Here is a 25,515-nt window from a genome sequence, read left to right on the forward strand (position 1 = left end):
GTAAAAAAAGCCTTAGCGATGTAAGGCTTTTTTTACTGTCCATCCTTATAAATTACTCATAATCCTTCGCCAATTCCGCCAGCTCCTCATAAGCTTGCTCCGGCGTAATTTCACCGAACATGATTTTTTCTCCGACCCCTCTGAAGTCTTTCTGTGCGAAGTTGCTCCAACCCTTAGGCTCCGGTACATACAGCTGAGCATCCGGCGCCGTATTTGAAATTAACGATATGCCCATTTTATCGGAAGCGGTAAATTTCGGAGTCAGCTGCTCGACGATCTTATTGGAGACAGGAACGCCGCGGGATGTACCCAAAAGCTCAGCCACTTCCGGATCGTTAATAAACCAGTCAATAAACTTCTTCGCTTCCTCTACATGCTCGGAGTTAGCGCTTGCGCTCCAGAACATCGACGGCTTGAGCCAACCGCCGGCTTCTGTGTTTCTCGGGATCGTCACGAAATCGAATACCCCCGGCTTCAAGCTGTCAAAGCTGTTGGATTGTGCGGCGTGAGCGATACGCAGCAGGGTCGTGCCGTTTACCATGAGGTCAAGCTGAGGATCCAATTCTTTGTCCGTCACGCTCACCTCGCCTGGAGGCACAATTCCCTCCTTGCGCAGTTCGGCAAATTTACGTTCAAATTCGAGGTAAGTATCCTTATCCAAATTCAGCTTGCCGTCATCCGTAAACACTTGCCCTAAGCCTTTGCTCAGCTGATAATTTGCGAATTGCTGGAAAGAGGATGAGAAGTCGGAAAACACGTATTTATCAGAACCCAGCTTGGCTTTCGCTTCCTTGCCGAAGGCGAAAAACTGATCCCATGTCCAGCCGTTCACCGGCTTCGTAATGCCCAGCTTTTCTACAGCCTCTTTATTATAGACCATGCCGATTGCATTATTGCCCAAAGGAATGGCGTACAGCTTATCCTGATATTTCCCTGTGTTCAAGAGAGCCGCATCGATATCCCCCGTCGATATGCCGGCAGATAGATCGGCCAATTGATTACGGCCCGCATATTCCGCCAAATAGGTCGCATCCATTTGAATAATATCCGGCGCATTTTTCGCCGCGGATTGGGTGGCCAGCTTATCCCAGTAGCCTTCCCAGCCGGAAAACTCCGGCTCGAACGTCACATTCGGATTTTTTTGCGTATACAAATCGAGCGCTTTCAAAGTTGCATCGTGTCTGGACTGAGATCCCCACCATAGAATGCGCAGCTTTACCGCGCTTGCTACCGCTGGTTGCTCCGTGCTTTCCGCTGCTGTTTTTTTGTCATTGGCGCTGCAAGCGACAGAGCTTAAAAGCATAATTCCCGTTAATAGAACGGTAAGCGATTTCATTACATTGATCTTCATAGTGAATCCCCCTTTAGGAATGGATAAACCGTTTACATTTCATATATTAGCAACCAATCAGATAATCGGGTATACGAAGGATGCACAATTTATTATAGAAATGCTTACTGTCTACCCTTTTACCGATCCGGCCGTGATCCCTTCTACGAAATGGCGCTGTGCCAAGAAGAAGATAAGGACGGAAGGTACGATAGAAACGAGAGACATCGCGAGCAGCTGCCCCCAAGGGACGGATGACTGGGAATCGACGAACATCCGCAGTGCCAAACCGACCGTGTAATTATCCACTGAGTTAATATAGATCAAATGACCGAGAAAGTCATCCCAGTTCCACAGAAAGCAGTAGATGGCTACCGTCACCAATGCCGGCTTCGTCAAAGGCAGCACAATCCGCCAGTAGATGCCGAACCAGCTGCAGCCGTCCATTTTTGCCGATTCATCCAGCTCCTTCGGAATGCCTCTAATAAACTGGACCAGCAGATAGACGAAGAAGGAGCCGCCGATACCGCCCGCCAGCGTATGCGGAACGATAAAAGGCAACAACGTATCGACCCAGCCCCAGCCGTTAAACATCACATACTGTGGTACCAGCGTGACCTGACTAGGCAGCATGAGCGTCAGCAAGAGGATCGAAAACCACAAGCCGCGCAGCGGGAAGTCGAGCCGGGCAAAAGCGAAAGCGGTCATGCTGCAAGCAACAATGGTTGTAAGGAGCACGCCTAAAATTAACTGAAAGGTGTTCATATAGAAGTGGGTAAACGTAAATTCAGGTATCGCCGTCCATCCGTCGCTGAAGTTGCTCCACATCGGATGCTCGGGAAAGAGACCGGGCCTCGACATTTCCTGATTCGTCTTTAACGAAGCCCCGATCCACCAAAGGACGGGATACATCATAACAAGGCTTAATAGACTGAGCAGCACATTTTTTTGAATTGTGGTTTGTTTAGAGCTCCGCATCATCCTTTTTTCCTCCCATCATTCTCGTAGAATACCCAATACTTCGAGCTCATGAAGATCAGGGCCGTGCAAACGGCTATGATGACGAGCATGATCCAAGCCAAAGCCGAGGCGTATCCCATCTGCAGCCGTCCGAATGCGCGGTCATACAAATATAGAGCGTACATATACGTAGAGTTAATCGGTCCGCCCTGCGTAATGATAAATGCCTGGGTGAACATTTGGAAGGAACCGATCGTTTGAAGCACTAAATTAAACAAAATAACCGGCGAAAGCATTGGAAGCGTAATGCTGAAAAACTGTCTGATCTTGGTCGCTCCGTCCACCGACGAGGCTTCGTACAGCTCCGTCGATATTTGCTTGAGTCCGGCCAAAAAAATAACCATCGAGGAACCGAACTGCCAAACCACCAGTAAAATCAGCGTTCCAAGCGCGGTGTGCGGATTGGTGATCCAGCTGACGCCTTTTATTCCGAACAAGGCCAGCAGCTGATTGAACAGCCCGTCCGAGTCGAAGATATTTCTCCAAAGAATAGATACCGCAATGCTGGTCCCGATCAAGGAAGGGAGATACACCATCGTTCGATAAATGGACATTCCGCGAATATTTTGCTTAAGCAGCATCGCAATCAGCAGCGCGGCGAACAGCTTGAGCGGAACCGAGAATAGAACAAATAAAAACGTGACCTTAAGGGATTGGATAAACACCGCATCGGAAGTGAAAATCCGTTCATAGTTCCCGAACCCGGTCCATTCCGGCTGCTCCAGCAGGGAATATTTCGTGAAAGAGAAATACAGCGATTGCAGCATGGGCCAGAACGTCAATAAAAAAAGTCCGATTAACCATGGAGCCAAAAATAAATACCCGGCAACCGGCGATTCCCATCTGCTCAGAAAACGGCTCAGCATCGACTTCTTTTTCCGGACCGGTACCGCTTTCGCCGCATTGACAATAACTGTGGAAGAGCTCCGATTCATAGTAGCATCACCTCTGTCTGGTTTATATAATTAATCATATAAGACCTTTAGGTGATGAAAAATAGGAACGATGAACACTTTGTTATACAAATGAACAAAAATAGAAGACTCGAATTCGTTATCTCGAATCCCAGTCCCCAGTGAGATGGCTACGGTTTATTTTTATACAAATCTGTCGGATTGGAGCCGGTATACTTTTTAAATAACGTGCTGAAATACGGCACATACTTATAACCGACCCGGTCCGCCACCTCGTAGATCAAATGCTTCCCTTCCAAAATCATTTCTTTCGCCTTCTCCATCCGAATCCGCGTCAAATAGCTGTTGAAGGACTCTCCCATCGCCTTCTTGAAGAGAAGGCTTAAGTAGTTTCTCGAAATATGAATGCGATCCGCCAGATCGGATATCGTGATCGGCTCGGCATAATGCTCATGGATAAACTGGACGATAAAATCAACGGCCTGTCGATGCTTGATATTCTCATTGCCGCTGCGGGAGCCGCAAATCATATCAATTTTTCCGTAAAGCCATTCCTTCAACTGCTCCAGCGTCGTTACGGAACGCAGCTCCCGGGTAACCTCGTCCACCTTGGCGATGTCTTCCAATTGAATGCCGACTTCAAATAGCGTATACGCAAAAATAGTCCACAGCTCCGTACCCAGCATCTCAAGATTGCGAGCCGATACATCCCCGCCCTTGCCCCACTGGCCGAAGTACTCATCTACAATCTCCTTCGCCTTATCTTCTTGAAACAGCTTCATGGCCTCTGCCATTTGCTGATAAAATTTAACCGGACGGAGGGAGATTGGGTAAGCTTGCTGCTCTTTTTTTCCGCCATGGACATATTCGTATAAGTGAATGCCTTCTATTGGCGCGGTGTTTTTAAAGTAAAGAGCCTGGAAAGCCTCCTCGGTCGAATCCGCAATTTCCATCCAATTCGGCTTAAACGTTCCAATGCCGGCATGAAGCGTAATATCCAAGAAGGAGCGGACGCTTTGAATGACCCTTTCCCCAAAGCGGTAAGCTTGCTTCATCGTAAGGCCGCCCCATTCTTCATTCGGAGCATGAAGGATAATCGCTGAGTGGCTGCTGAATAATTCAACATAATGAGAATCTGGCCACTCCTCGCGGGAGAGCTCCTGAATTATGTTAGCGATGGCGAACCTGAACAAGCTCAAATCCTTCGTCGAGGCCCTAGTAACCCGGTCCGTACGAATCATTTCAATGCCAATCACGGCATGGCGGCGGTCGTTCCAATAGCGGTACGCTTCGGGAATCATCCGGGTAACCGGAAACTTCGTATGATCCGGTCCCGTGGAGATCGATTTGATCCATTCTTTCTCAACGAACGGCTCGTACAGCTTCAATTTCTCCTCCAGCTCTTCATTCCGATGTCTTTGCTCCAGCTCTTCCTCCAATGCTGCGATCGTTCTCCCCAGTACATCCTGAATCGTCTGAACGCTAATCGGTTTGTTTAAATAATCGGCTATCCCAAGCCGAAGCGCTTGTCTTGCATATTCGAAATCAGCGTAGCCGCTTAGAACAATAATTTTTCCGTGGAAATTCGCCTTATTCAGCTGCTCTACCATATCGAGGCCGCTGAGCACGGGCATATAAATATCGGTGATCACAATATCGGGCTGACACTCCCCTATGACCCGCAGTCCTTCTTCCCCGTCCATCGCCTCCCCGACCCATTCCGCATCAAGCTCCGCCCAGGGGATGACGCTTTTCATCCCTTCCAATACGTTCCGGTCGTCATCAATAATTACAATTTTCCACATGCCGCATCACCCTATTCTTCTTTATTGTTTAATACCGGAATGCGTATAAGGACCGTTGTCCCGGGGCCAACCGTATTCGGCATCAGTTCTAGACCGTAGCTGCCGCCAAAATAAATGTCAATTCGTTCACGGACGTTACGGATTCCGTATCCCCCTGTTTTTCTCTTTTTCGGCTGCTGCCAATCAGCCCTTAGACCAATGCCGTTATCCGTTATTCGAAAGACGACTGCAGCATCCTTGGTGATTTCCGCACATACCTCGATCGTTCCTTCTTTTTTGCCGTGAAACCCGTGCATAACAGCATTCTCGATAAAAGGCTGCAGCGTCATCTTCGGAATATACAAGTCTTTGATGCTCTCAGGTACTTCTACCCGTATTGCAAACTGCTCACCCAGCCGAATCTGCTGAATCTGCATATAGCATTCCATGTGCATTAATTCGTCACGGATCGTGATTACGCTTTCACCGTTCGAGAGGCCGATGCGGAACATTTTGCCCATTAATTCCAGTATGGCGCTCATCTTCTCCTGTCCGCCTGCAATCGCCATCCAATTCAGCTGATCCAAAGTGTTGTACAAGAAATGCGGATTGATCATCGCCTGCAGCGCTTTGATCTCCGCCTCCTTCTGCCTCCGGTACTGATCCTCCAGCGATGCGTACAGCTCCTGAATACGCTCGAGCAGCTTGCGGTAGCCTGCAAATAACGCGCCGAATTCATTGCGGTACCCAGCCGGTAAATTAATTTTGTTGACGTTCACCGAATTTCGGCTCATTTCCTGCAGCAGCAGCCCGATCGGCTTCACAAACTGCCGGGAGAAAAACAAGTTGAAGCATAGGGCGATAAGCACGGCCGAGCCTCCCGCCAGCAGCAGCACCATTGCAAGACGAAAGCTTCCTCCCGTAATTTCCTCCCATGGCGTCGATTCGATCAGCGTCCAGTCCCGATTAAAGTGCTTGGCCCAAACCATCAGATATTCGCTTGAATCTGTACTGCCGCTGCTCACGGCTTTCGTTTTCATATAACCGGATTCGCCCTTGATGTTCTCCAAATAGGCCTTGATCTGGTCCTGCGACATGGTTTCGCCGCCGATCATCGTAATAAGCCGCCCCCCGGAATCGAGCAAAACCCGGTTTGCCGCAGGGTTATGACTTTCGATCAGCTTCTTAATGGAAGACGCTTTAATATTTAACATCAGCAGCCCTCGGTAATCACCATTAACCGAATACACCTTGCGGATAAAGCTTATGACATGCCTCTCGCCTTGAGCGGTTCGGATCTGGTGCTCTCCGATCCAACCAAAGTCGTTATTTTCGATAGACGGGTTGTACCAGTCTTCTTCTTTGATTAAATCATGCTCAATAAATTTCACGGGGCCCTGAGGCTCAAATTGAAGCGTTTGCTTAATATAGAAATAAACGGACTCAATATCGGGTGTCGAGAACGTAAGCTGGGCAAGGAACGACTCCATTTCCTTACGCTTCTTGTAATTGGAATACTTGTTCCCCGGCACGTTTACATCATCCAGCAGATTCGTGTTCCGGGTGGCCGTCAACGAAATCTGTTCGATCGATTTCATTTGAATATCGACTTTATTATAAAGCTCGTTAAGCAGACCTTGCTGGTAATAGGACGTATTCTGCACCATCTGCTGTGCGGAGTATGAATAGGCGATCCAAATGACAATAGTAAGAAGCGTTACGATGAATGCTGCCGAACCGCCGAACAGAAGGTAGTCTATGCGGTATTTTTTAAACATGGATGTTCGCCACCTCCGAATGAACTTTCTAGTGTCCCTAGAAGACACTATATACAAATGGAAGGCTGGAAGACAAGAGTGAAAACGTTGTCAGGGGAATAGGTTCAGTAAAAAAGAGGTGGATAACTCCATACTGCTCCCCAAAGAACGTAATGAATCAAGTTCTTTCACTTTATAACACTCCTTGCGGGTAAACAAAAACAGTCCCTAGGCCCGGATAGACCAGAGACTTCATGCGCTTCTTCTTGTTACGTTGCTAGTATATAATCAGCAGTTCGTATAGCTAAAGCGACACACGTCAGAGTTGGATTTGCTGCTCCATACTGGGAAATCACGCTATTATCGGTAATAAACAAGCCAGGCGTTCCATGTACTTCCGCATACTGGTTCGTTACGGATGTTTCCGGATCAATCCCCATCCTGCAGGTACCCGCTTGATGAGAAACAATACCGGGTGACATCAAACAAACATCCTGTACGTTAGCTGGAATAGTGATTCCCATTGCCTTAATCGCTTTTCTCATCGAAGCGGCCACTTGCTTTATGACCGATATATCCTTTGGACTATATGAAAAATGAACCCGCAATTGAGGAATTCCGTCTTCGTCTTTTATGTACGGGATTAACTCTACGCGATTCTCGTAACGTGATTCGATGACCCCAAAGCCTGAAAGCCTCACCTGAAATGTTTTCGTAAGCGGCTGCACCTCGTAATGGTACCACTCATATTTGCCTGGCCCGTGAACCTCAATTTGATATTCGTTACCTGCGGTTTGAGGAATCAACAGCATAAGCGCTCCAAGATTTTCTGGAAAATCATTACGATTCATAATCCCGTTCGACGTCAGAAAAGAATGGGTTTCCAAATAATGGCCAACAGCCCTTCCACCCAACCCTGAATATAAAAGGATGCGGGGCGTTTCGAATGTGCTTGTAGCAAGAATGACGGTTTTTGCCCGAATCTTGTATTGCTTTTTATCCACGGAAATGGCTTCAATCCCTGCAGCACGACCATTTTCTGTAATCACCCTTGTTGCTCGGGTTTGAATCCCCAAATCGAAAGGGTGGGAATTCAATGCGCGTGCCATGAAGATTAGCGAACTAAAAAATACGTTAGTATGTATTTCTCCATATACACTCTGTTGAAGATCGGTAGCGAGCGGTAAATACGTCACTTCCGAGAATCCGCCTTCCTGAAGCCGTGAAAGCATAATCTCAGAAAGTAAAGAGCCTTGCGCGTAATTATGGTTGACATACATCGCTTGTTCAGCAATCTCGTAATATTTAAGCATATCTTCCAGAGGAACGACACCTTGGGCAAGAGCGCCATAAAATCCTCGGACGGAAATTGCATTCCAAAACAACGTCCTCCCACCTAGTGCATATACTTGATTAGCCCCTTTGAATGAAGAAGGCTGATCCGTTACAGGCGTATACATAGTCTCCAAGTATCGTTCTATTCGAAACGAGTCCAGAGTCGGAATGTTGTGCGCATTGGTCGGAATGACCGGAGACCCGCGTTCAATAATGCCAATTCGCTTATCAGTACCTTCCCAACGTTCGCATAGACGCCAAAGTGCAGCACCTCCACCTGCGCCGCTTCCAACAATTAATACGTCATATTCCGATTGTGCCATTTGTTCCAAAGATGTCGTAGGTATCCAGTACTCCATTTTCTGAACAGGCGGTGTTATTGGACATGGAGAGATGAAACTAGTATTGTGCTCTTGATCCCTAATTGTAATGACTTGTCCTTCAATATTCGTATCCAGGCCACGAATATACGGATTCCATATGGACAGCTTTTCTGGAGAAAGATTCGTTCGCATCGCAATTTTTCGCAGCGTATCTCCATAACCCGCCACTATTATTCTCAAGATTCATCACATCCTCTGGATCTTCGAAACGCGAATTTGAAATAATGCACATTTACAAGCGTAATTCCATGCCTGGTAATAAACATATGAAGGAACTTAAGGGTTATACCATAAAAACTTCTCGCCGGTTGCCCCGTTATAGCCTACGCCGACTTTTCGTGTGCATAAGTTGTACAAGTACCGAATAGCTATGATAATAAATGCTGTAAAAATAACTAGAGATGATGGTGTATGGATGAAAGTATATATAGCAGATTCAGGAGAAACTTTAAAAATCATCGCTCTTAAACATCGCATTGATTTGAATGAAATGATGATAGAAAATCCTCATATTGTTGATTCGGATCAAAATATAGGTGGTAGTATAATAAAAATCCCCTCATCTGTTACTTCCTCTAGAAATTCAGCAGCAGATTCATCCTTAAACGCCTGTCCTCCTCAACCTCCGGCAGTTCCTCTGGATAACTGGATCCCGCTTACTCCACTGGAAACAATGGAGAAGACGGATTATGATGTAGTTATAATAGGAAGCGGAGCCGGAGGTGGTGCCGTTCTTTGGAGGTTATGTGAACAATGGCGCAATAGCGGAAAACGAGTCTGCGTTCTGGAAGCAGGAGATCTTTTGCTGCAAGACCACATCCATAATCTACCTACATTTAATGTTGAGCGGATTCAAAGATATTTAAATAACCCCAAATACGCTGTTCCCATAGGAAAAGATATACCCGACTACCCAGGTGCCAAGCTATTTTTAGCTTTGGGGGGCAAGACGATTCACTGGGGAGGGGTAAGTCCACGTCTTCATACCATCGATTTTATAAACTGGCCCATTACGTACAATGATTTAGTTCCCTATTATCTGATTGCAGAACGAATCATGAACGTAAATCTAGGCTATACGAGTGAATCGTCATTACAAAAAGTGTTATTGGAACGACTTTCTAAAATAGGATACGATTCAGCTACAGCTCAGCCTAGGGCTGTCGATCTGCAAATAAGTAAGTTTGGCTATGTACACTCCAGTGTATTTTTCAGTTCAATCCTCTTTATGGCTTACTGTCTAAACCTAAAGGGATTCGATCTTGCGGTAAGGGCTCCAGTAATTGAGATGCTGACAGAGAAGGGAAACGCTGTAGGCGTCAAAGTAGTAACGCCGGAAAAGAAGGTTCATTATATTAAAGGGAGAACGATCGTCTTGTCAGCCGGCGCATTCCAGGACCCGCGAATTCTATTTAATTCGGGCATACAAGGAGAAGCAATTGGTCGATATTTGATCAATCATTCTTTTGTATCGACTCGTCCAACAACACAAAGGGATCAGTTCCCTGAAAACTTGGGGGTTCTAGGTATATTGATCCCTCGTTCAAAAGAAATGAACTATCAATTACAGCTTAACGGTCCCGATCCTTATGAATATTATCACTATCGAGAAGAACCTTTAATGAAAGAGCTTCAGTTTTCCTTTAGCGGGTATGGCGTTGTGGAACCACGGCACGATAATTACATCTACCCTGATCCCGCCATTCGGGATGAATATGGCCTGCCGAAGATCAATATACATTTTTCCTATAGTGAGCGTGATTGGGCAGTGATCCAACAAATGGCTAATTCTCTTACGGACATGATTCCCCGGATAGGTCTAACCATGCGCGGTAAACCTTGTCTCATGCCTCCGGGAATCGAATACCATGAATCGGGAACATGCCGCATGGGTGACAATCCAGCGACTTCAGTAACCAACCGCTATTGTCAATTGCACAACGTGTCCGGTCTATATGTAGCCGACACCAGTGTGTTACCTTCCATTGGGGCAGCAAATCCCGCATTGACTACTATTGCAGTTGCGATTCGTACGGCAGATTATATCATTCAGCAATTATCTTAAAGTTATTTTGTGATCGCTATATCCCTAAATGTTGCTTTCACCGTTTGGTTCTCATTATGAGAAGTGACAGCTAACCCTAAATATACAGTTCGATCGATTTTCATTTCATGACTTGAATATAATTTCCATGTCTCACCGTCTGTGCTATAGAATCCGTAAAAAACATTGCCAGACCTCTTTAGTCTTAACCATGTATTTGGATAATTAATTGGAAATTCTGCTGGTTCTGAGCTATAATCGTCAGGATATATGGCTAAAGAATCAGCCCCAGACTTTTCCCGATATTGGAATTCATAACCTCCATTATTTTTATTACGAGGGCTATTATCAGGGAAAACCATGAAGAAAACATGTTCACTATCAGCAAGTAAAGATTTACGAGCCATAAGTCCTGCTTTCGTATAGAGATCAGCCATGCTAAGTGATTCTAACCTTGCTGCCATATCAAAATCATCATGAACCGTTACATAACAAAAATGAAATTGATCTGATGTCCCCCAGATGTCTTTCCCGCCTGCGATTACATCGAACCCTGCATCGACTTTTTCAATAGAACCTTTTAAATCAATGTTTCCGATATCTTCACTTATAAAATTCACCTGACTCATAGATACCTCCAGCTATCGTGAAATCTGTTGATTCCAAATTTCATCGAATATTGTATATGGACATTACACATTTCTCCTATGGTAGTCGTCTGCCTCTTGAACTTACATATAGAGAATACCACTCTTCTCTCGTCAGGGTTACCTTCATTGCCTCCCCGCATTTTTGAATACGTTCTGGTCGAGTAGTGCCTAAAATAGGTTGAATACATGCAGGATGTCTCATTAGCCATGCTAATAGAATTGCTTCGGGTGATGTTTGTTTTTGATCAGCCATATCTTTAACTAGTCGTGCTGTTTCTTTTATAGATTCAGTCTGACCATCTAAATTTCTTCCCGAAAACAGCCCTTGCGCCAAAGATCCCCAGGCTTGAATTTGTATATTTTCAAGACGACAGTATTCTAGAGTTTCTTCAGGGAAATGGGAGTTTATACGTTCATTATGGTTGACAAGCACTCCGGTTTCTAACCAATCAAGTTTAGCCAGACTCATCTCCAATTGGTTGATGATTAAAGGTTCATTAGAATAGGATTGCAGCAGTTTAATTTGTGCTGCACTCATATTCGAAACACCAAAGTGTCTTACTTTACCGGATTCTTTTAATTCATGAATTACTTCGGCAACTTCTTCCGGTTCCATCAGTGGATCTGGACGATGCAGTAGTAAAAAATCAATATATTCAACTCCAAGCCTTGTTAGGATTCCGTCGACACTGTTGCGAATATAGCCAGAAGAAAAATCATATCTTCCGGGCCTTCCTGGACCGTCTTCAAATCGAATACCACATTTAGATTGAATTAATATGTTTTCTCTTAGATCTTTACGTTCCTTTAAAACTTGACCAAATACTATTTCTGCCTTTCCAAAGGTATAAATATCCGCATGATCAAAAAAATTAATACCGATTGATAGTGCTGCGTCAACTGCCTGATGGGCTTGCTTTATATCATCTACTGTGATTGGATTTTGATTCCAGCCGCCACCCAATCCCATACATCCCATCACCATACGACTTGTGGCTATTCCTCGTTTTTCCAATTGCATTGTTTTCATTATTATCCTCCATATCATGATTTTTTTGTCATTCTCAATAATACTTGTTTACTTTACTGCTCCTGCCGCAATCCCTTTAATAATATATTTTTGCGATATAGAATAGAAAATAACAATAGGGATAATAGTTAATGTCAAGCCAGCCATCGCTTGATTCCAAACAATTGTAAACTCGCCGAAGAAATAGAAAGTCGATAACTGAATAGTACGCAATCCTTTTTCAGATAGTACAAGTGACGGAAGTAAATAATCATTCCATGATGCAATAACATCGAGAATCGCAACTGTTACTGTGATACTTTTTAGCAAAGGAAATGTAATTCTCCAGAATACGCCGAAGGTACTGCAACCATCAAGAACAGCCGCTTCCTCTAATGCTACAGGGATTGATTTCATAAAACCGTGATATAGAAATACAGCCATGCCAGCATGGAAACCAATATTCATAAAGATCAACCCTCCATGCGTATTCAGCATTGGCAAATGCAAATAGGTACGCATCCAATCCATTACTTGCATAAGCGGCATCATTAATGTCTGGAATGGAATAAGCATAGTTGCTACAAACAAGAAGAAAATGATTTTACTCATGGCATTTTCACGACGTACAAGCATCCAAGCCGTCATTGAAGCAAGCAAAATGACAAAAATAACAGTTGCAATCGTCACATATAGCGAGTTTCCAAGTGCAACCAGGAAATTCATCTTTTTAATTGCTGTTGTATAATATTCAAAGCTGAAGCTGTCTGGTAAAGAGAGTACATTTTTATATAATTCAGCACGTGTTTTGAACGAGTTAACAATCACAATGTAAATTGGTGATAAAAACAGCAGTGAGATAATAAAGATTAACAAAGAGAGCATTCCATTTTTAGCGTTATTCATTACATCTGTACCTCTCTTCGCTTAGTAATTACGACTTGAGTAATCGTTACAAGAGCAATAATGACAAAGAACACGATTGCTTTCGCTTGGCCAAGCCCATAATTACCATATCCGAAAATTTCATTAAATACGTTCATAGCAAACAACTCAGTATGGTAAATGGGGCCGCCATTAGTTAATGACAAATTAACATCAAAGATTTTGAACGCACCTGACAAAGTTAAAAATAAACAAACTGTGAACGATGGCATCAATAACGGAAATACTATTTTTGTCATGCGATGCCATAAATTCGCTCCGTCCACTTTAGCTGCCTCCATAACTTCATCAGAAATCCCTTGAATACCAGCGATGTAGATAACCATCGTATAGCCTGCCATCTGCCAAGTGAAGACAATTACCAAAGCAATTAAAGCGTAGTTTGGATCAATAAGCCAATTAAAGAAAATGGAATCTATTCCTGTTGTATCTCCTATCTGTTTGAATCCATCTGTAAAAATGAAGCGCCAGATGTACCCAAGAATCAAACCACCAATAAGATTCGGCATAAACAATAGCGTGCGAACAAGATTGCTTGTTTTGCATCCAGCAGTAACCAGCAAAGCAAAAACTAAACCAAATATATTAACGCTAAATAGTGCAAAGATAGTGAATTTTATTGTATTCCACGCAGATACAAGAAAACGTTTATCCTGCAGCAACGCAGTATAATTATCAAAGCCAACAAATACTTTAGGAGTACTAGCAATTCCATCCCAATTAATAAAGGAATAGTAAATTCCGATCAAAAACGGAACAAGAACAACAATAAAAAAGACCAAAAACAGCGGCATAGTGAATATAAAATACCATACATTTTTATTTTTATTTGTCATACGAAACTCCCTTATCAGGTTCGACTTAGATGAGAAAGGAAAGCCTAATATCCTTTATTAGATCTTAGGCTTTCAACAATGCATCTCTTTGTATTACTTAGCAGCTTTTGCCCAAACATCTCGAAGTTTATCAAGGAATTGATCTGGTGTCATTGATGGATCAAGAAAAAATTCAGAAGCTAACGGCGCAAGATCATTAATGATAATTCCTTGCGGGAAGTAATTCAAAGCCCGGGGAATGATATTACCCGATTGTGTTGCATCAAAAACTTCCTGTGACAATGGATCTAAACCAGTAGGATCAATCGTTGTAACCGCTGGAATAAAGCCGAAATCATTAAGAATTGTACTTTTACCTGTTTCGCTAGTATACAACCACTCTAAGAACGCATTAGCTGCTTTAATTTGCTCTTGAGATGCTTTATTATTGATAACCCAACCAGCTGGGATGCCGACTTCCAATTTATCGTTTCCAGCGATCGGAAGTGGAGCCATACCAATATTGATATCATCATAATCAGCAAGCATACTGTAACTCCAGTTACCTTGGTGTACAATTGCTGCTTTACCTGACGCCAGATCACCCATTTGTTTATCATACGTTACTTCAACTGGATTATCTGTATTAGCACGTATAGCCTCCATGACTTGGGCGAACTCCCGGAATTCTGGAATTTCTTTCAAATCCACTTCACCATTGTTCACTTTCTTAATGAAAGCTATAGGATCTTTCTGCAATGCAAATGGTGTGTTAATAATATGACCAATCAAGAAATACGCTGTTTGAGATAGCTCCAAACCATTGATACCGTCAGCTTTGAATTTTTCAAGTGCTTTCACTAATGACTTTGTATCTTTCACAGTTGAAGGATCATATAAATCTTTATTGTATACAAGTCCAAACCCTTCAATTCCAATTGGAACACCTACTACTTTCCCATCTATCTCCAAAGCCATATTTGGAACGATGTACTTAGCATAAGATTCATTCGTCATGTCATAGAAATATGATGCAAATTTTTCCGCCTCAACACCTTGTTGTACAGAAAAAATTGTGGGACCTTCATTAGCAGCCAACTTTGTTTGTAACTGTGTAATGTAGGAATCACCTGCGGAACCCCAGACCTCAACTTCATTTCCTGTTTCTTCTTTATACTTTGCAGCCAAATTTTCAAGCGACTCAGCAATTTCAACCTTACTTTGGAATAACGAGATTTTAGCAAGCTTCTCAACTTTCTTTCCGCCATCCCCTGTTCCTTCATTAGGATTACTGCCTGTATTGTTGCCACAAGCTGAAAAAATGAAAAGCATTGTAGTAAGTAGTGCAAGGCCCCATCTTCTCTTCATTATTGCGTCCCCCTATTGTTGTTTGAACTTATTTACAAGCTAATTATATCTATAATCATTTCCCGGTTTACAGGTGTTACATTCGCCTAAATTAGTAAATTTTGAATCTGAAGTTCTTATAAAAGTATTGAAAAACAAAAAAACACATTCAGTTCCAACAACTGCCATCAATAATTTTGACAGAAGTATGTTGGATTTGTATTGAATGTGTTCTATGTTACATTTTGTATTTTTTTCGATAGCCGCTAGGTGTCATACCAGTATGCTTTTTAAATACTTTACTGAAATAATTCAACTCTTCAAAGCCGCTTTCACTCGCAACCTCTTGAATGGATAACTCAGTATGATCAAGCAATGAATATGCTTTTTCTATCCTTAACTGAGTCAGATAATTCATAATCGTTGTGCCATACTCTTCTTTAAACTTTTTCGCCAAATATTGCGGTGAAAAATGAAATATCTCTGCCAAGCCCGCTAATGTAACCTCTTCCTTCATATGATCATTAATATAATTTCTTACCGCAGCGATAGACTGAACATGAGTTATTTCCAGCTTACTGTAGTTGATTGATTCTAGCAGATCACTAAAAATCTGTTTAAGTTTTGAGGACCATTCTTCCAGCTTCGATAACCAAAGCGGCATCGTCTCATGAAAGCTATCACTGTTGAGTTGTTTATAAATTCTCACTAGCAAAAGGTTGATTTCTATGGTACAGTGCTGGAGCTCTCTTAAGCTTACAGTCTCATACGAAGCCAATTCCATTTCGAAAGACTCGACTAACTCATGAAGATATTGTTTATTTTTTGCGAGAACTGCTTCTAAAATAACACGCTCCTTATCTACAAAAAAGTGCATGGCTGTTGACTTTCGACCACTCTTCATATGACCAAAAATATTGCAATTAAGAATCATCGATTTTTCCTCAAACAAGGCTAATTGAAGTCTACTAGCAGTCAGGCTCATTTTATAGAAACCAGCAAATGAAGATAGACGCAAAGTTCTTTTCCATGCTTCCTGCACTTTATTTACAGCCATCTCTATATCAGTAATCAAACAATTAGAACTTATAAACACTATGATAAATTCTTCATGTTGAAGCGCATACCAACTACCAAGCGATTCAACTAGCTCTTTAACAATATTTTTCACCGAATAATTAAACAATTGCTCGTCTCGATCATAATATTGCTTTACGATTGCATCTTTATTTCTCGGCAAAAAAGTAACAACATAAAAATAATCAGGGTTGATTCCAATGGTAGTAAGAAAAGTAATAAGCTCTTCTTTGGAAACCTGTTCTTCCTCAATTAAGCGAGAAAACCGCTTCTCCATAACGAGATTATTCACTTCATTTAAGCGAAAATTAGTGCTGCGTTCCTTTAGCCTAATTTCCTGCTCTTGTTTTATTTGATCGCATGCTTTTTGAATAGCTTTGTCCAGGTCACTAATTTTAAATGGTTTTAGTAAGTAATCCACACCGTTAGCAAGCAGAGTCGCCCTAGTGTAATGGAACTGTTGATAACCGCTTAGCACAATAACTTTGGAAGTCCAGCCTTCCTCCCGAAGCTTTTCTAAAAACTCTGCGCCATCCATAATGTGCATATTCATATCGCAAATTATCAACTCTGGATTATGCTTACGTACAAGCTTCAATGCCTCCAATCCATTTTCAGCCATTAATATTTGATTGATTTTATAATTTTTCCATTCAATCGATAGCTCAATCCCTTCACGTACATGCTCTTCATCATCTACGATTAATAACTTCATCTTCTTGTCCCTCCCTTGATGATTCAATTGGCAACGATAATGCTACTATCGTTTTTTTATAAGGCCTGCTGGAAATCGACCAATTAAATCCGTTTCCATAATAAAGCATTAATCGCTTCAATACATTTGACAAGCCAATTCCCTGCTTCTCCGATGCAACAACCTGTTCAAGGTAACCAGCTTTGACCTGTTCAATTTGCTGATCTGTAAAGCCTTTTCCATTATCGATTACCTCAATTAACAGTGAATACTTAGTCAAAACCATGCTTACAGTAATATGGATTTGACCATTTCCTCGTTCTAAACCATGTATAATACTATTTTCAACAAGCGGCTGTAAAAACATTTTGGGTACATAAATACATCTCGCCTCATTTGGAAATTCTAAGTCAAATTGAAGCCTTTGCTTATAGCGACCTTGCTGAAGTACCATGTAATGCTGTAAATGTTCAATTTCTTCTTGTAGCGAAACATCCTCGTTCTCAATATCCATGGAGTAACGAAACAAGGCTGCAAATTCAGCAAGTCGATCACTGACGTCATAAGCTTTGGATTTAATAGCTAACGTTCCAATCGATTGCAGCGTGTTATAAAAGAAATGAGGATTGATTTGAGCTTGCAGCATTTTCAAACGAGCTTGCGATAACTCGAGCTGATGACGATATTGTTTATTCCATAGCTCATCTAGCTCACCAGCCATTTCATGCAATCTAATTTCCAACAAATCTAACTCATCCGGTGTTGTTTGTATAGGCTTGCTCTTTAATTGAAAGTTACCCATTTGCAACTTCTTAATGTGCCGCAGCATTATTTTAATCCTACGTAACATGTAATAAGAAATAAAAGCCGCCAAAATGGAAACAAAAATAATTGAAATGGCTTGAATGAATACAGTTTTACTAAGTGCAGAAGTACGTGCCTTATTAATAAGTGAGCGGGGTATAAAACTAACTAATGTCATGATTGAACCATTCTCATCTGTCTTGCTAAAATAGACATAACTGCCTTCAGTAGTTTGAAGTTCCCCTTTTTCTGTACGTAGTTGTGATGTATGAAGCCTTTGAATAAGTTCTGCCTGCCACGGTTCTCTAGTTTTTTGTGCAGTCTCCTGATGCGCGGGTTGTTTAACGCCATTTGAGAGTGACGGCTGAGATGTCGACTCCATCTCATCTGCAGTTGTATAGAGTAATTCGAGATTATTTCCGATAAATAGGTATACAGGTCCTTGCTCACTTGTAGTTAAGGAGGTAAGCATATTGCGGATTTGTAATGGTTTAACATCAAAGGTAGTCAAACCGATTACTTCTCGAGTATAAATATCAATAAATGGCTTATTGACACGCAATCTTGGCTCTTTATTATTATGTGTAACTTGAAAGGGTTGCTTCAGCTCACTATGTTCATACGACATCTCCTGATCTTTAAAATCAGGAACTGTAATTATGGCATTATAATGATTTCGAATATTAAACTGCTTGTTTGTTAGCGCACTTTTGTAAGAAACTGCACCTATCTCGCTATAATTCGCATATATTTTTTCAAGCCTTTGCTCAATATAGACACTTTCAGCAGGATTTTGCGGTTTTTTTTCCGACAACAGTCTGACAAGCCCAGGATCAGAAAAGTATGTCAAGCCAAGTAGTGACAATTCATGAAAATAAGACTGCAATGCTGACATCGTAATTGACATAGAATTTTGATTCAGCTCAACAAGCTGACGTTTGATTGCGTTGCCCGTAATCTCATACGACAAATAGTTTGAAATAATAAAAGGAACAGTTGTTGCTACGATCAAGCTAATAATAATTTTTGTTATTATACTCCCTTTAATAAGCTTCATCAGGCATCCTCCACTCATTTCCCAGAACATTGTAGCACAGCAACGGCGAAATTTGTAAACTGGCTAAGAGTGACAGTATTGATTCCAAGCGCAAACTGGCGGCAGGAAACTGGATGCCTACAAAGACTATATACAAAATCGCTTGGCGGAAGACTGCCTGAATACATGAGTCATTTTGGACCTGCAGCGTCTCCTGTATTAGGATCTCCCCCTCGTAGTTAATTATTACATAGGAAAAGAATCCCTTGAAGATTACCTTGGTCGGTAGGCAAATAAGCGCTTCAGTAATGCTTCAAAATAAATTAGGCGGCCTCCCCCCGGTTGAATACCGAGAAGCGATCGCCGCTTAATGTTACTATTTCACAGTCTACTTGACGGGGCTATGACTGCTTGAGCTTTCCTTTTTATAAGCTTCGTATTCCTTCTATACAGCCAGAATCCCACTAACAAGGTGACCACTATAGGAATGACTCCCGATGTAGGCATGACCAAACATTCATATGCATCAGGTACGGCCACGTAATTTTTTAAAAATAAAGTATCCAGAACGGAATTTCCCACCGAATGCATGATTAAAGCGGGCCATACGCTTCGTGTCATGATCCATATTTCTCCGAACACGATGGATAAAGCAGCAACGCCAATTAACATACGCGGAATAAAGGTGATCATACTTTCGGTAGTATGCATAATGACAAATGTATAGGGAATATGCCACGCTCCCCAAATCAGTCCGACGCAACTATGAAAGAAAAGCCTGTTGGATCCGATCGAATATAGCTTCGGGGTCAGGTAGCCTCTCCACGCAAATTCTTCGAAAATATTTTTTATAAAAGCAGGTATGAGGGCCATCCCAAATGCGGCTAGAAATGAAGATGACAAGTTCGCTGCATCCAGCCACTTCATATTTTGTCCGATTAAGATAAGGATCGCAGCCAAGATAGGGAAGAATAGGATACTCACAAAATAAAGAAGGATATTCCCTTTCAGGTTTGGCTTAATCCCGAAATCCTTCCATCCATCTCCTATGAAAGAACGAAGAATAACCAGCGTAAGCAGAGGTGAAATAATCCAAATCAGCATGCCAAGACTGCCGTTGTCATCCGTACCAGCCTTCAAATCCACTAGCCGGCCTATCCATCCGCAGCTTAATACGATCAGTGAAAAAATAATGATATTTCTCCGCGTTTTTTTATCGTTCGCTCTTTCATTCATGAGCATCATCCTGCCCTATTCCTTTTTTAACTGCGTTAGGTATTTCTATTCCATTTGAAATACCAATAGAAGCCGTGACTATACCCGACATTGGCACCTTGACATTATTGTGAATTCGAGGAATAATTGATTTATTGACTAATAAATAAATGGAGGTGGAGAGAATGGCCGTCCGCGAAGATCGGAAAGAACAGATCATCGATAAAGCCGTGGGGGTATTCGCGGAACAAGGATATTACAAAGCGACGACGGCTCTGGTAGCAAAGGCAGCGGGCGTAACGCAGCCTTATGTGTTTCATTTCTTCGCCAGCAAGGAAGAGTTGTTCAAAGCGGTCGTTGACCGGGCAGTGACCCGTATTTATGAAACGTTCGCGGGGATCGAAGCGCCGGCCGACCGGTTGGAGGAAACGATGGGAATGGCGTTCGTATCGATCATGAACGTGCATCGTGACGAAATTTTGCTTGTCATGCAGGCGTACACCATCGCCGAACCCGTCATTCGGGAGCATGTCCGGGACAAATTCGATCTCATTCACAAGGTGGTAACCGCCAAGTTCCAAGAGGCTCATATTCCGAATGCGGACGCGGCGGCAAGCCAGTTTATCGGAACCGGCTTACTCATTACGCTAGCGGAAGTATTGAATTTGCCTCAATTGCTTTGTTTCAAATAAGCGGTTGATCAAGCGGTTATTTAGGTGGCGGTATACATGCCGCCTTATATTTCGGCATATTATTTATTTATCGATAAATAAATATTCATTTCCATTAGGAAAGGATTGATCAAGGATGACAGAAACGAACCGTAATGCTGTCAAGGATGTGAACAGGAGGCTGTTCGCAGGTGAACGATTGCTTGTCATGGTTGGTCTGCTGGGTTTTGCGCTTTCTGCAATCATTGCTCTTTATATCGGATTCAATGGAGCGGCCGTACTGCCGGAAGGGAATTTGGAAAGCGCGTTTTCGTTCGATGCCGCAATCGGGTTGTTCATCCTGTCCATTGCCGCAATCATGCCGTTATCCGGCCTTGGTTCCCGCAAACGGGCAGTAATCCGGTGGCTATTTATTCAAGGCACTCTCTATTCCTACGCGGCGGAGACGATCCAGCATTTCCGCGGCATCAATCCGCGGTTCACGCAAGCCGGTACGCTCGCCGACAGTATATTCGGCGCTTTGTTCGGTCTGGAATCGCTCGTGATTATCGTCGCCACCGTGCTGCTTGCGGTCCCTTTTTTCCGCAAACGCCGATCCGAAGCGCGCCCGCTTCTTGTGCTAGGCATCCGCTATGCGTTCGTGTCAACGATGGTCGCCTTCGCCGGAGGCGTGTGGATGATCGTGCTGCAGGGCCGCTATACAGGAGACGCCGGCAACCTGATCGTCCTTCACGGGCTGGGCTTCCATGCGCTGCAGGCACTTCCGCTGCTCGGTTGGCTGCTTGAACGTGCAAGCACAGATGGGAAGATCTCCCGCACGTGGATTCATACCGGCAGCATCGCATGGATGTTGTCGATCCTTCTCATCGCCGTCCAAACCGTTCTCGGCCTTTCCGCGTTCGAACTGACGATGCTCCCTGTTCTGGCCGGCGTCATGCTGCTCGTATGGTTCGCTGTCGCCGCAGTCTCTGTTCGCTGGCTGCTGAAGTCGACGAACGGCGCTTCGCTCTTCAATCTCTTGAAAGATAGGGGAATTCAACGATGATTGAAACCTTATTCTCGATTAACGGCATTGCGATGCTGGGCTGGATGCTCCTGATTCTGCTGCCAAAGTGGCGGGTCACCCGGTTTCTGGCGGGCACGGCCGTCTTCCCGATATATCTTGCACTGTTGTATACCATCGGAATCATAACCGCCATAGCGGAGGGCGGCCTTGGTTTCGTGCGCGATTTCGGCTCGCCCGAAGGAGTAATCCGACTCTTATCCGATCCGGGCTTTGCCCTTCTGGTGTGGCTGCATGTGCTCTGCTTCGACCAGGCGGTCGGACATTACGTGTACAAGGACAATATGGCGCATCGTTATGTTCCGCTGCCGGTACAATCGGTTCTGTTGTTTCTCATCCTTATGTTCGGTCCGTTTGGCTTCTTGTGTTATCTTGCCATACGGGCGTTCCGCAAAAAGCCGAAAATCGGGATGCCCTTTCTCGTCGAATAGGATCTGTATTAGGACATTCGTTTCCATCTCTTAAACTTACAGTAAATGCAATAAGGGAGCCACTTTATGGCTCCCTAACTCCTACTCTTACTCTTTTAACTCATGACCGGAAAGATCTAGTTTAATACGAGCATTTCCGTTCTCAAAGGCCCAGTAAAGTTTTTGATTGATCTCAAATAAGTGGAGATTCGCGCTATCTGGACCAGACAAGTCGATTCCTTTATTCGCTAAAATTTGTTTTATTTGCTCCAAATTAACTGGCAACTTTTCTACATCAACCTTATTATTATCTCTAAAAATTACAGCAAACTGTACTCCTTGATCATCCTTCGCTACTGTAATAAACGGCTTGGAAAAATAAGGAAATGGTTGAAGTTCCTTGAGCCCCATCTTTGTTAATTGTTCTTGATAACCTTCATGGATATAAAGTTTATTTCCAGCGGAAGATTCTTTACTATCATTTGGTTCATTGTTTGCTCCACAGCCTATCACAATGAAACATAGGACAACCACCGAAATTAGAATAAAATAATATTTCAAAAGTCTATTCCCCCTTTTAAAGTAATAGACGAAAAAACGCCATAACTGTTGCTTAAAAATTGCTGCTCAGGGATATAGTCTCCGCTTGATGGACTAACATAATAAGGAATTTGGAGAATGCGGGAGATATTTTCAGAATAGTCCGACTTATTGTGATACATCGCAAATAACCCATTTATAACGGTTTTGCCTTCTCCAAAAAAATAATGATATGATAGTTTTGACTCGTCTCACATCTCATTACACCCATATGCGGGCTCCTCATTTTTCAAAAACAGTGAAGGAGGAACAAGGATGAAGTGTAAACCATGCGATGGAACCGGGAAGACAAAATGCGCTGATTGTAATGGTGAAGGATTGGGCTATGGACATGGAAAGTGTACGGCCTGTGATGGAAGCGGTTTAATTGAATGCACGCAGTGTGATACAACCGGCAAAGTGAGCCTGTTCCGATGGATGAATCTCAAAAAGGCCGAGTAACTTCTATTTTCCCCTCTATAAAAAAACAGCGAGCGTATGATTACATACACCCGCTAAGACTGTTGACTAGGCCCCGTTACTCGGGGCTTTTTTTGTGTCCCTATATTTTTTCCAAGCCAGGTCTGCTTGACACGACACCAAATGGTGACATATAATTAAAGTGACACTAAACGGTGTCCAATTAGAAGATAGTCATTTGGAAAGTTTGGAGCCTGAATAAGCTTCACTTACACTTATGAGGAGGAAACAAATGAGTAAGATGATCGGTGCGGAAACAACCGCGAAATTAGAAATCCAGCCCCATGGAAAAAGGTTTGCTTATTGGACAGTCACCTTACTACTCGCAGCAGCTGTTATGTTAAGTGGTATCGGGCAACTGATGCAATATGGGGGAAATCTCGAGTTAGTGACGAATCTTGGTTACCCATTATACGTCTTGACCATTCTCGGGATTTGGAAAGTGCTTGGAGCCATCGCTCTCGTCGTGCCAGGTTTTCCTCGGCTTAAAGAATGGGTTCACGCTGGTATCTTCTTTTTAATGACTGGTGCGGCTTTATCTCATGTGTTTGCTAACGATTATGGTGATTACGGGTTTCATATTATCCTTCCGCTTTCATATGCTGCACTAAATATCGCCTCATGGGCGCTGCGTCCGAAGAGCCGTAAACTTTAGGGAAGTGGTAAAATTAACGGCTGTCCCTTCTTATCACCAATGGAATTCTACTACAGAAAATAATATTTGGGAGAGCGTGTTATGAGCGATAACAACCAGTTACGGGATGTGTTTGATGCGATAGCAGATCCAACTAGGCGCCGGCTGATTCGTCTGTTAGCAGAGGCAGAGGAGATGCCGCTTCATGAATTAACGGTACATTTTCAAATGGGCCGTACAGCGGTATCCAAGCATTTGACAATCCTTAAAGAGGCCGGCCTGGTACTTGACCGAAAAGTCGGCAGAGAAACGCGATTTAGGCTAAACGCTTCTCCACTCAGAGAAATTCAAGATTGGGTGGCTTTCTACAGCAAGTTCTGGAGTACGAATATGCTGCGCTTAAAGCAGCTTTTAGAGGAGGAAGAAGAATGAGTTTAACATTAACCTTGGATTTTCAGTACAAGACTTCGATTGAGAAACTTTGGTCCGCCTTAACCGATTCAAGCAAACTTGCTAAGTGGGTGGCTAACATCCACACCGGTCAGGCGATGGATAATGATTTTGAACCCGTCGTGGGACACCGTTTTCAGTTTCGCACTCAACCGACCGAATATTGGAATGGAATTATTGAAGGCGAAGTACTGATCGTGGAGGAACCACACCGGTTGTCCTATACTTGGGCCAGCGGTGAGAAGCACACAGTTACCTGGACGCTGCAGGATTTAGGGGACGGAAAGGTTAACCTGCATCTCGAACAAACCGGAATCTCAAATGCTGCGGCACTGGGTGGAGCTAAGTATGGCTGGGGTAAATGGTGCGGCGAGCTTGAAAAGGTGTTGGAACAATAACCGCATTCGGTGCTAAAAATTGATGAGGGGGTTTCCTTGATGACAAATAGTAGAATGAATCCTAAGGTTGATGGATTTTTAAGAAAGGCTAAAAATTGGAAGGAAGAATTTGAGGCGTTGAGAACAATCGTTCTTGACTGTGAGCTGATCGAAGATTTTAAGTGGATGCATCCTTGTTACACGTTTCAGGGTAAAAACATCGTGTTAATACATGGGTTTAAAGAATACTGTGCGCTTCTGTTTCACAAAGGCGCCTTGTTAAAAGATCCCCATGGGATCCTAATCCAACAAACGGAGAATGTACAGGCGGCTCGCCAAATTCGGTTCACCAGTGTTCAAGAAATAGATGAGATGCAGCTAATCTTGAAAGCTTATATTGATGAAGCCATTGAAGTTGAAAAAGCCGGCTTGCAAGTGGACTATAAAAAGACTACAGAATATATCATTCCTGAAGAATTGCAAAATAAATTCGTTGAAATCCCTAACTTGAAAACAGCTTTTGAAGCGTTGACGCCGGGACGGCAAAGAGCATACATTTTTTATTTTTCTGCACCCAAACAATCCAAAACTCGAGATTCAAGGGTTGAAAAATATTTGCCGCATATTCTCAACGGAAAGGGATTAGATGATTAGAATATTCGATGGTGTAACAGGCTTACGCATTACCAGCT

At 43.1% G+C, this 25,515-nt stretch carries 23 protein-coding genes; 8 read left to right on the forward strand and 15 right to left on the reverse strand.

From position 1 onward, the window contains the following. Nucleotides 1–52: 52 nt before the first annotated feature. The 6 genes from AC0YNZ_RS20815 to AC0YNZ_RS20840 all read right to left on the reverse strand — a co-directional run bounded on the left by AC0YNZ_RS20815 (nt 53) and on the right by AC0YNZ_RS20840 (nt 8,703). On the reverse strand, nt 53–1,351 hold the full coding sequence (locus tag AC0YNZ_RS20815; protein WP_475828421.1) for an ABC transporter substrate-binding protein: 1,299 nt from the start codon (nt 1,349–1,351) through the stop codon (nt 53–55). A 111-nt stretch (nt 1,352–1,462) separates the two neighbouring features. Beyond that, nucleotides 1,463–2,308 carry a carbohydrate ABC transporter permease gene (locus tag AC0YNZ_RS20820; RefSeq protein WP_475828519.1) on the reverse strand — a complete coding sequence of 282 codons (846 nt, stop codon included), beginning with the start codon at nt 2,306–2,308 and terminating at the stop codon, nt 1,463–1,465. Further along, nucleotides 2,308–3,285, reverse strand: coding sequence for a carbohydrate ABC transporter permease (locus AC0YNZ_RS20825; RefSeq protein ID WP_475828422.1), 978 nt, complete (start codon nt 3,283–3,285; stop codon nt 2,308–2,310). The genes AC0YNZ_RS20820 and AC0YNZ_RS20825 overlap by 1 nt, the downstream gene beginning before the upstream one ends. 149 nt (nt 3,286–3,434) lie before the next feature. Continuing rightward, nucleotides 3,435–5,069: a response regulator gene (locus AC0YNZ_RS20830; RefSeq protein ID WP_475828423.1), complete on the reverse strand. Its 1,635-nt coding sequence runs from the start codon at nt 5,067–5,069 to the stop codon at nt 3,435–3,437. Between the two features lie 11 nt (nt 5,070–5,080). Next, a complete protein-coding gene (locus AC0YNZ_RS20835; protein WP_475828424.1) occupies nt 5,081–6,826 on the reverse strand; it encodes a cache domain-containing sensor histidine kinase in 1,746 nt (581 codons plus the stop codon). Between the two features lie 248 nt (nt 6,827–7,074). Next, the gene (locus tag AC0YNZ_RS20840; RefSeq protein ID WP_475828425.1) at nt 7,075–8,703 is read right to left on the reverse strand and encodes a GMC oxidoreductase; all 1,629 of its coding nucleotides are present in this window, start codon (nt 8,701–8,703) and stop codon (nt 7,075–7,077) included. Nucleotides 8,704–8,938: 235 nt separating this feature from the next. On the opposite strand from AC0YNZ_RS20840, the gene AC0YNZ_RS20845 reads away from it, so the two are divergent. After that, nucleotides 8,939–10,588, forward strand: coding sequence for a GMC oxidoreductase (locus AC0YNZ_RS20845; protein ID WP_475828426.1), 1,650 nt, complete (start codon nt 8,939–8,941; stop codon nt 10,586–10,588). 2 nt (nt 10,589–10,590) lie between these two features. On the opposite strand, the gene AC0YNZ_RS20850 is transcribed toward AC0YNZ_RS20845, so the two are convergent. The 8 genes from AC0YNZ_RS20850 to AC0YNZ_RS20885 all read right to left on the reverse strand — a co-directional run bounded on the left by AC0YNZ_RS20850 (nt 10,591) and on the right by AC0YNZ_RS20885 (nt 20,180). After that, a complete protein-coding gene (locus AC0YNZ_RS20850; protein WP_475828427.1) occupies nt 10,591–11,196 on the reverse strand; it encodes a DUF1349 domain-containing protein in 606 nt (201 codons plus the stop codon). 76 nt (nt 11,197–11,272) lie between these two features. Beyond that, nucleotides 11,273–12,247 carry an aldo/keto reductase gene (locus AC0YNZ_RS20855; RefSeq protein WP_475828428.1) on the reverse strand — a complete coding sequence of 325 codons (975 nt, stop codon included), beginning with the start codon at nt 12,245–12,247 and terminating at the stop codon, nt 11,273–11,275. 48 nt (nt 12,248–12,295) lie between these two features. Continuing rightward, nucleotides 12,296–13,132 (reverse strand): carbohydrate ABC transporter permease, encoded by an 837-nt coding sequence (locus AC0YNZ_RS20860; protein WP_475828429.1) that lies wholly within the window; start codon nt 13,130–13,132, stop codon nt 12,296–12,298. Then, nucleotides 13,132–14,007 (reverse strand): carbohydrate ABC transporter permease, encoded by an 876-nt coding sequence (locus tag AC0YNZ_RS20865; protein ID WP_475828430.1) that lies wholly within the window; start codon nt 14,005–14,007, stop codon nt 13,132–13,134. The genes AC0YNZ_RS20860 and AC0YNZ_RS20865 overlap by 1 nt, the downstream gene beginning before the upstream one ends. A 93-nt stretch (nt 14,008–14,100) precedes the next feature. After that, the gene (locus AC0YNZ_RS20870) at nt 14,101–15,354 is read right to left on the reverse strand and encodes a sugar ABC transporter substrate-binding protein (RefSeq protein WP_475828431.1); all 1,254 of its coding nucleotides are present in this window, start codon (nt 15,352–15,354) and stop codon (nt 14,101–14,103) included. 217 nt (nt 15,355–15,571) lie between these two features. Further along, nucleotides 15,572–17,125 (reverse strand): response regulator transcription factor, encoded by a 1,554-nt coding sequence (locus AC0YNZ_RS20875; protein WP_475828432.1) that lies wholly within the window; start codon nt 17,123–17,125, stop codon nt 15,572–15,574. Next, the gene (locus AC0YNZ_RS20880; RefSeq protein ID WP_475828433.1) at nt 17,103–18,965 is read right to left on the reverse strand and encodes a sensor histidine kinase; all 1,863 of its coding nucleotides are present in this window, start codon (nt 18,963–18,965) and stop codon (nt 17,103–17,105) included. Before AC0YNZ_RS20880 ends, AC0YNZ_RS20875 begins: the two co-directional genes overlap by 23 nt. Nucleotides 18,966–19,325: 360 nt before the next feature. Continuing rightward, nucleotides 19,326–20,180 (reverse strand): CPBP family glutamic-type intramembrane protease, encoded by an 855-nt coding sequence (locus AC0YNZ_RS20885; RefSeq protein ID WP_475828434.1) that lies wholly within the window; start codon nt 20,178–20,180, stop codon nt 19,326–19,328. A gap of 164 nt (nt 20,181–20,344) precedes the next feature. On the opposite strand from AC0YNZ_RS20885, the gene AC0YNZ_RS20890 reads away from it, so the two are divergent. From AC0YNZ_RS20890 to AC0YNZ_RS20900, 3 genes are all read left to right on the forward strand, one after another. Beyond that, entirely contained in the window at nt 20,345–20,851 is a 507-nt protein-coding gene (locus AC0YNZ_RS20890; protein WP_475828435.1) for a TetR/AcrR family transcriptional regulator, read from the forward strand. 115 nt (nt 20,852–20,966) lie between these two features. Next, a complete protein-coding gene (locus AC0YNZ_RS20895; RefSeq protein ID WP_475828436.1) occupies nt 20,967–21,875 on the forward strand; it encodes a hypothetical protein in 909 nt (302 codons plus the stop codon). Further along, nucleotides 21,872–22,324 carry an ABA4-like family protein gene (locus AC0YNZ_RS20900; RefSeq protein WP_475828437.1) on the forward strand — a complete coding sequence of 151 codons (453 nt, stop codon included), beginning with the start codon at nt 21,872–21,874 and terminating at the stop codon, nt 22,322–22,324. Before AC0YNZ_RS20895 ends, AC0YNZ_RS20900 begins: the two co-directional genes overlap by 4 nt. 87 nt (nt 22,325–22,411) lie before the next feature. On the opposite strand, the gene AC0YNZ_RS20905 is transcribed toward AC0YNZ_RS20900, so the two are convergent. Next, the gene (locus AC0YNZ_RS20905; protein WP_475828438.1) at nt 22,412–22,864 is read right to left on the reverse strand and encodes a hypothetical protein; all 453 of its coding nucleotides are present in this window, start codon (nt 22,862–22,864) and stop codon (nt 22,412–22,414) included. Nucleotides 22,865–23,594: 730 nt separating this feature from the next. Between AC0YNZ_RS20905 and AC0YNZ_RS20910 the strand changes: the two genes are divergently transcribed. The 4 genes from AC0YNZ_RS20910 to AC0YNZ_RS20925 all read left to right on the forward strand — a co-directional run bounded on the left by AC0YNZ_RS20910 (nt 23,595) and on the right by AC0YNZ_RS20925 (nt 25,477). Then, nucleotides 23,595–24,017, forward strand: coding sequence for a DoxX family protein (locus AC0YNZ_RS20910; RefSeq protein ID WP_475828439.1), 423 nt, complete (start codon nt 23,595–23,597; stop codon nt 24,015–24,017). Between the two features lie 81 nt (nt 24,018–24,098). Further along, a complete protein-coding gene (locus AC0YNZ_RS20915) occupies nt 24,099–24,428 on the forward strand; it encodes an ArsR/SmtB family transcription factor (protein WP_475828440.1) in 330 nt (109 codons plus the stop codon). Continuing rightward, a complete protein-coding gene (locus AC0YNZ_RS20920; protein WP_475828441.1) occupies nt 24,425–24,844 on the forward strand; it encodes an SRPBCC family protein in 420 nt (139 codons plus the stop codon). Before AC0YNZ_RS20915 ends, AC0YNZ_RS20920 begins: the two co-directional genes overlap by 4 nt. 39 nt (nt 24,845–24,883) lie before the next feature. Then, the gene (locus AC0YNZ_RS20925) at nt 24,884–25,477 is read left to right on the forward strand and encodes a YdeI/OmpD-associated family protein (RefSeq protein WP_475828442.1); all 594 of its coding nucleotides are present in this window, start codon (nt 24,884–24,886) and stop codon (nt 25,475–25,477) included. Nucleotides 25,478–25,515 lie beyond the last annotated feature (38 nt).

The organism is Paenibacillus sp. J2L1-98, from assembly GCF_056269405.1.

Coding starts and splice junctions, on each gene's coding strand:
- AC0YNZ_RS20815 (WP_475828421.1), bottom strand. CDS start 1,351: ATGAAGATCAATGTAATGAAATCGCTTACCGTTCTATTAACGGGAATT.
- AC0YNZ_RS20820 (WP_475828519.1), bottom strand. CDS start 2,308: ATGCGGAGCTCTAAACAAACCACAATTCAAAAAAATGTGCTGCTCAGT.
- AC0YNZ_RS20825 (WP_475828422.1), bottom strand. CDS start 3,285: ATGAATCGGAGCTCTTCCACAGTTATTGTCAATGCGGCGAAAGCGGTA.
- AC0YNZ_RS20830 (WP_475828423.1), bottom strand. CDS start 5,069: ATGTGGAAAATTGTAATTATTGATGACGACCGGAACGTATTGGAAGGG.
- AC0YNZ_RS20835 (WP_475828424.1), bottom strand. CDS start 6,826: ATGTTTAAAAAATACCGCATAGACTACCTTCTGTTCGGCGGTTCGGCA.
- AC0YNZ_RS20845 (WP_475828426.1), top strand. CDS start 8,939: ATGAAAGTATATATAGCAGATTCAGGAGAAACTTTAAAAATCATCGCT.
- AC0YNZ_RS20850 (WP_475828427.1), bottom strand. CDS start 11,196: ATGAGTCAGGTGAATTTTATAAGTGAAGATATCGGAAACATTGATTTA.
- AC0YNZ_RS20855 (WP_475828428.1), bottom strand. CDS start 12,247: ATGAAAACAATGCAATTGGAAAAACGAGGAATAGCCACAAGTCGTATG.
- AC0YNZ_RS20860 (WP_475828429.1), bottom strand. CDS start 13,132: ATGAATAACGCTAAAAATGGAATGCTCTCTTTGTTAATCTTTATTATC.
- AC0YNZ_RS20865 (WP_475828430.1), bottom strand. CDS start 14,007: ATGACAAATAAAAATAAAAATGTATGGTATTTTATATTCACTATGCCG.
- AC0YNZ_RS20870 (WP_475828431.1), bottom strand. CDS start 15,354: ATGAAGAGAAGATGGGGCCTTGCACTACTTACTACAATGCTTTTCATT.
- AC0YNZ_RS20875 (WP_475828432.1), bottom strand. CDS start 17,125: ATGAAGTTATTAATCGTAGATGATGAAGAGCATGTACGTGAAGGGATT.
- AC0YNZ_RS20880 (WP_475828433.1), bottom strand. CDS start 18,965: ATGAAGCTTATTAAAGGGAGTATAATAACAAAAATTATTATTAGCTTG.
- AC0YNZ_RS20885 (WP_475828434.1), bottom strand. CDS start 20,180: ATGAATGAAAGAGCGAACGATAAAAAAACGCGGAGAAATATCATTATT.
- AC0YNZ_RS20890 (WP_475828435.1), top strand. CDS start 20,345: ATGGCCGTCCGCGAAGATCGGAAAGAACAGATCATCGATAAAGCCGTG.
- AC0YNZ_RS20895 (WP_475828436.1), top strand. CDS start 20,967: ATGACAGAAACGAACCGTAATGCTGTCAAGGATGTGAACAGGAGGCTG.
- AC0YNZ_RS20900 (WP_475828437.1), top strand. CDS start 21,872: ATGATTGAAACCTTATTCTCGATTAACGGCATTGCGATGCTGGGCTGG.
- AC0YNZ_RS20910 (WP_475828439.1), top strand. CDS start 23,595: ATGAGTAAGATGATCGGTGCGGAAACAACCGCGAAATTAGAAATCCAG.
- AC0YNZ_RS20915 (WP_475828440.1), top strand. CDS start 24,099: ATGAGCGATAACAACCAGTTACGGGATGTGTTTGATGCGATAGCAGAT.
- AC0YNZ_RS20920 (WP_475828441.1), top strand. CDS start 24,425: ATGAGTTTAACATTAACCTTGGATTTTCAGTACAAGACTTCGATTGAG.
- AC0YNZ_RS20925 (WP_475828442.1), top strand. CDS start 24,884: ATGACAAATAGTAGAATGAATCCTAAGGTTGATGGATTTTTAAGAAAG.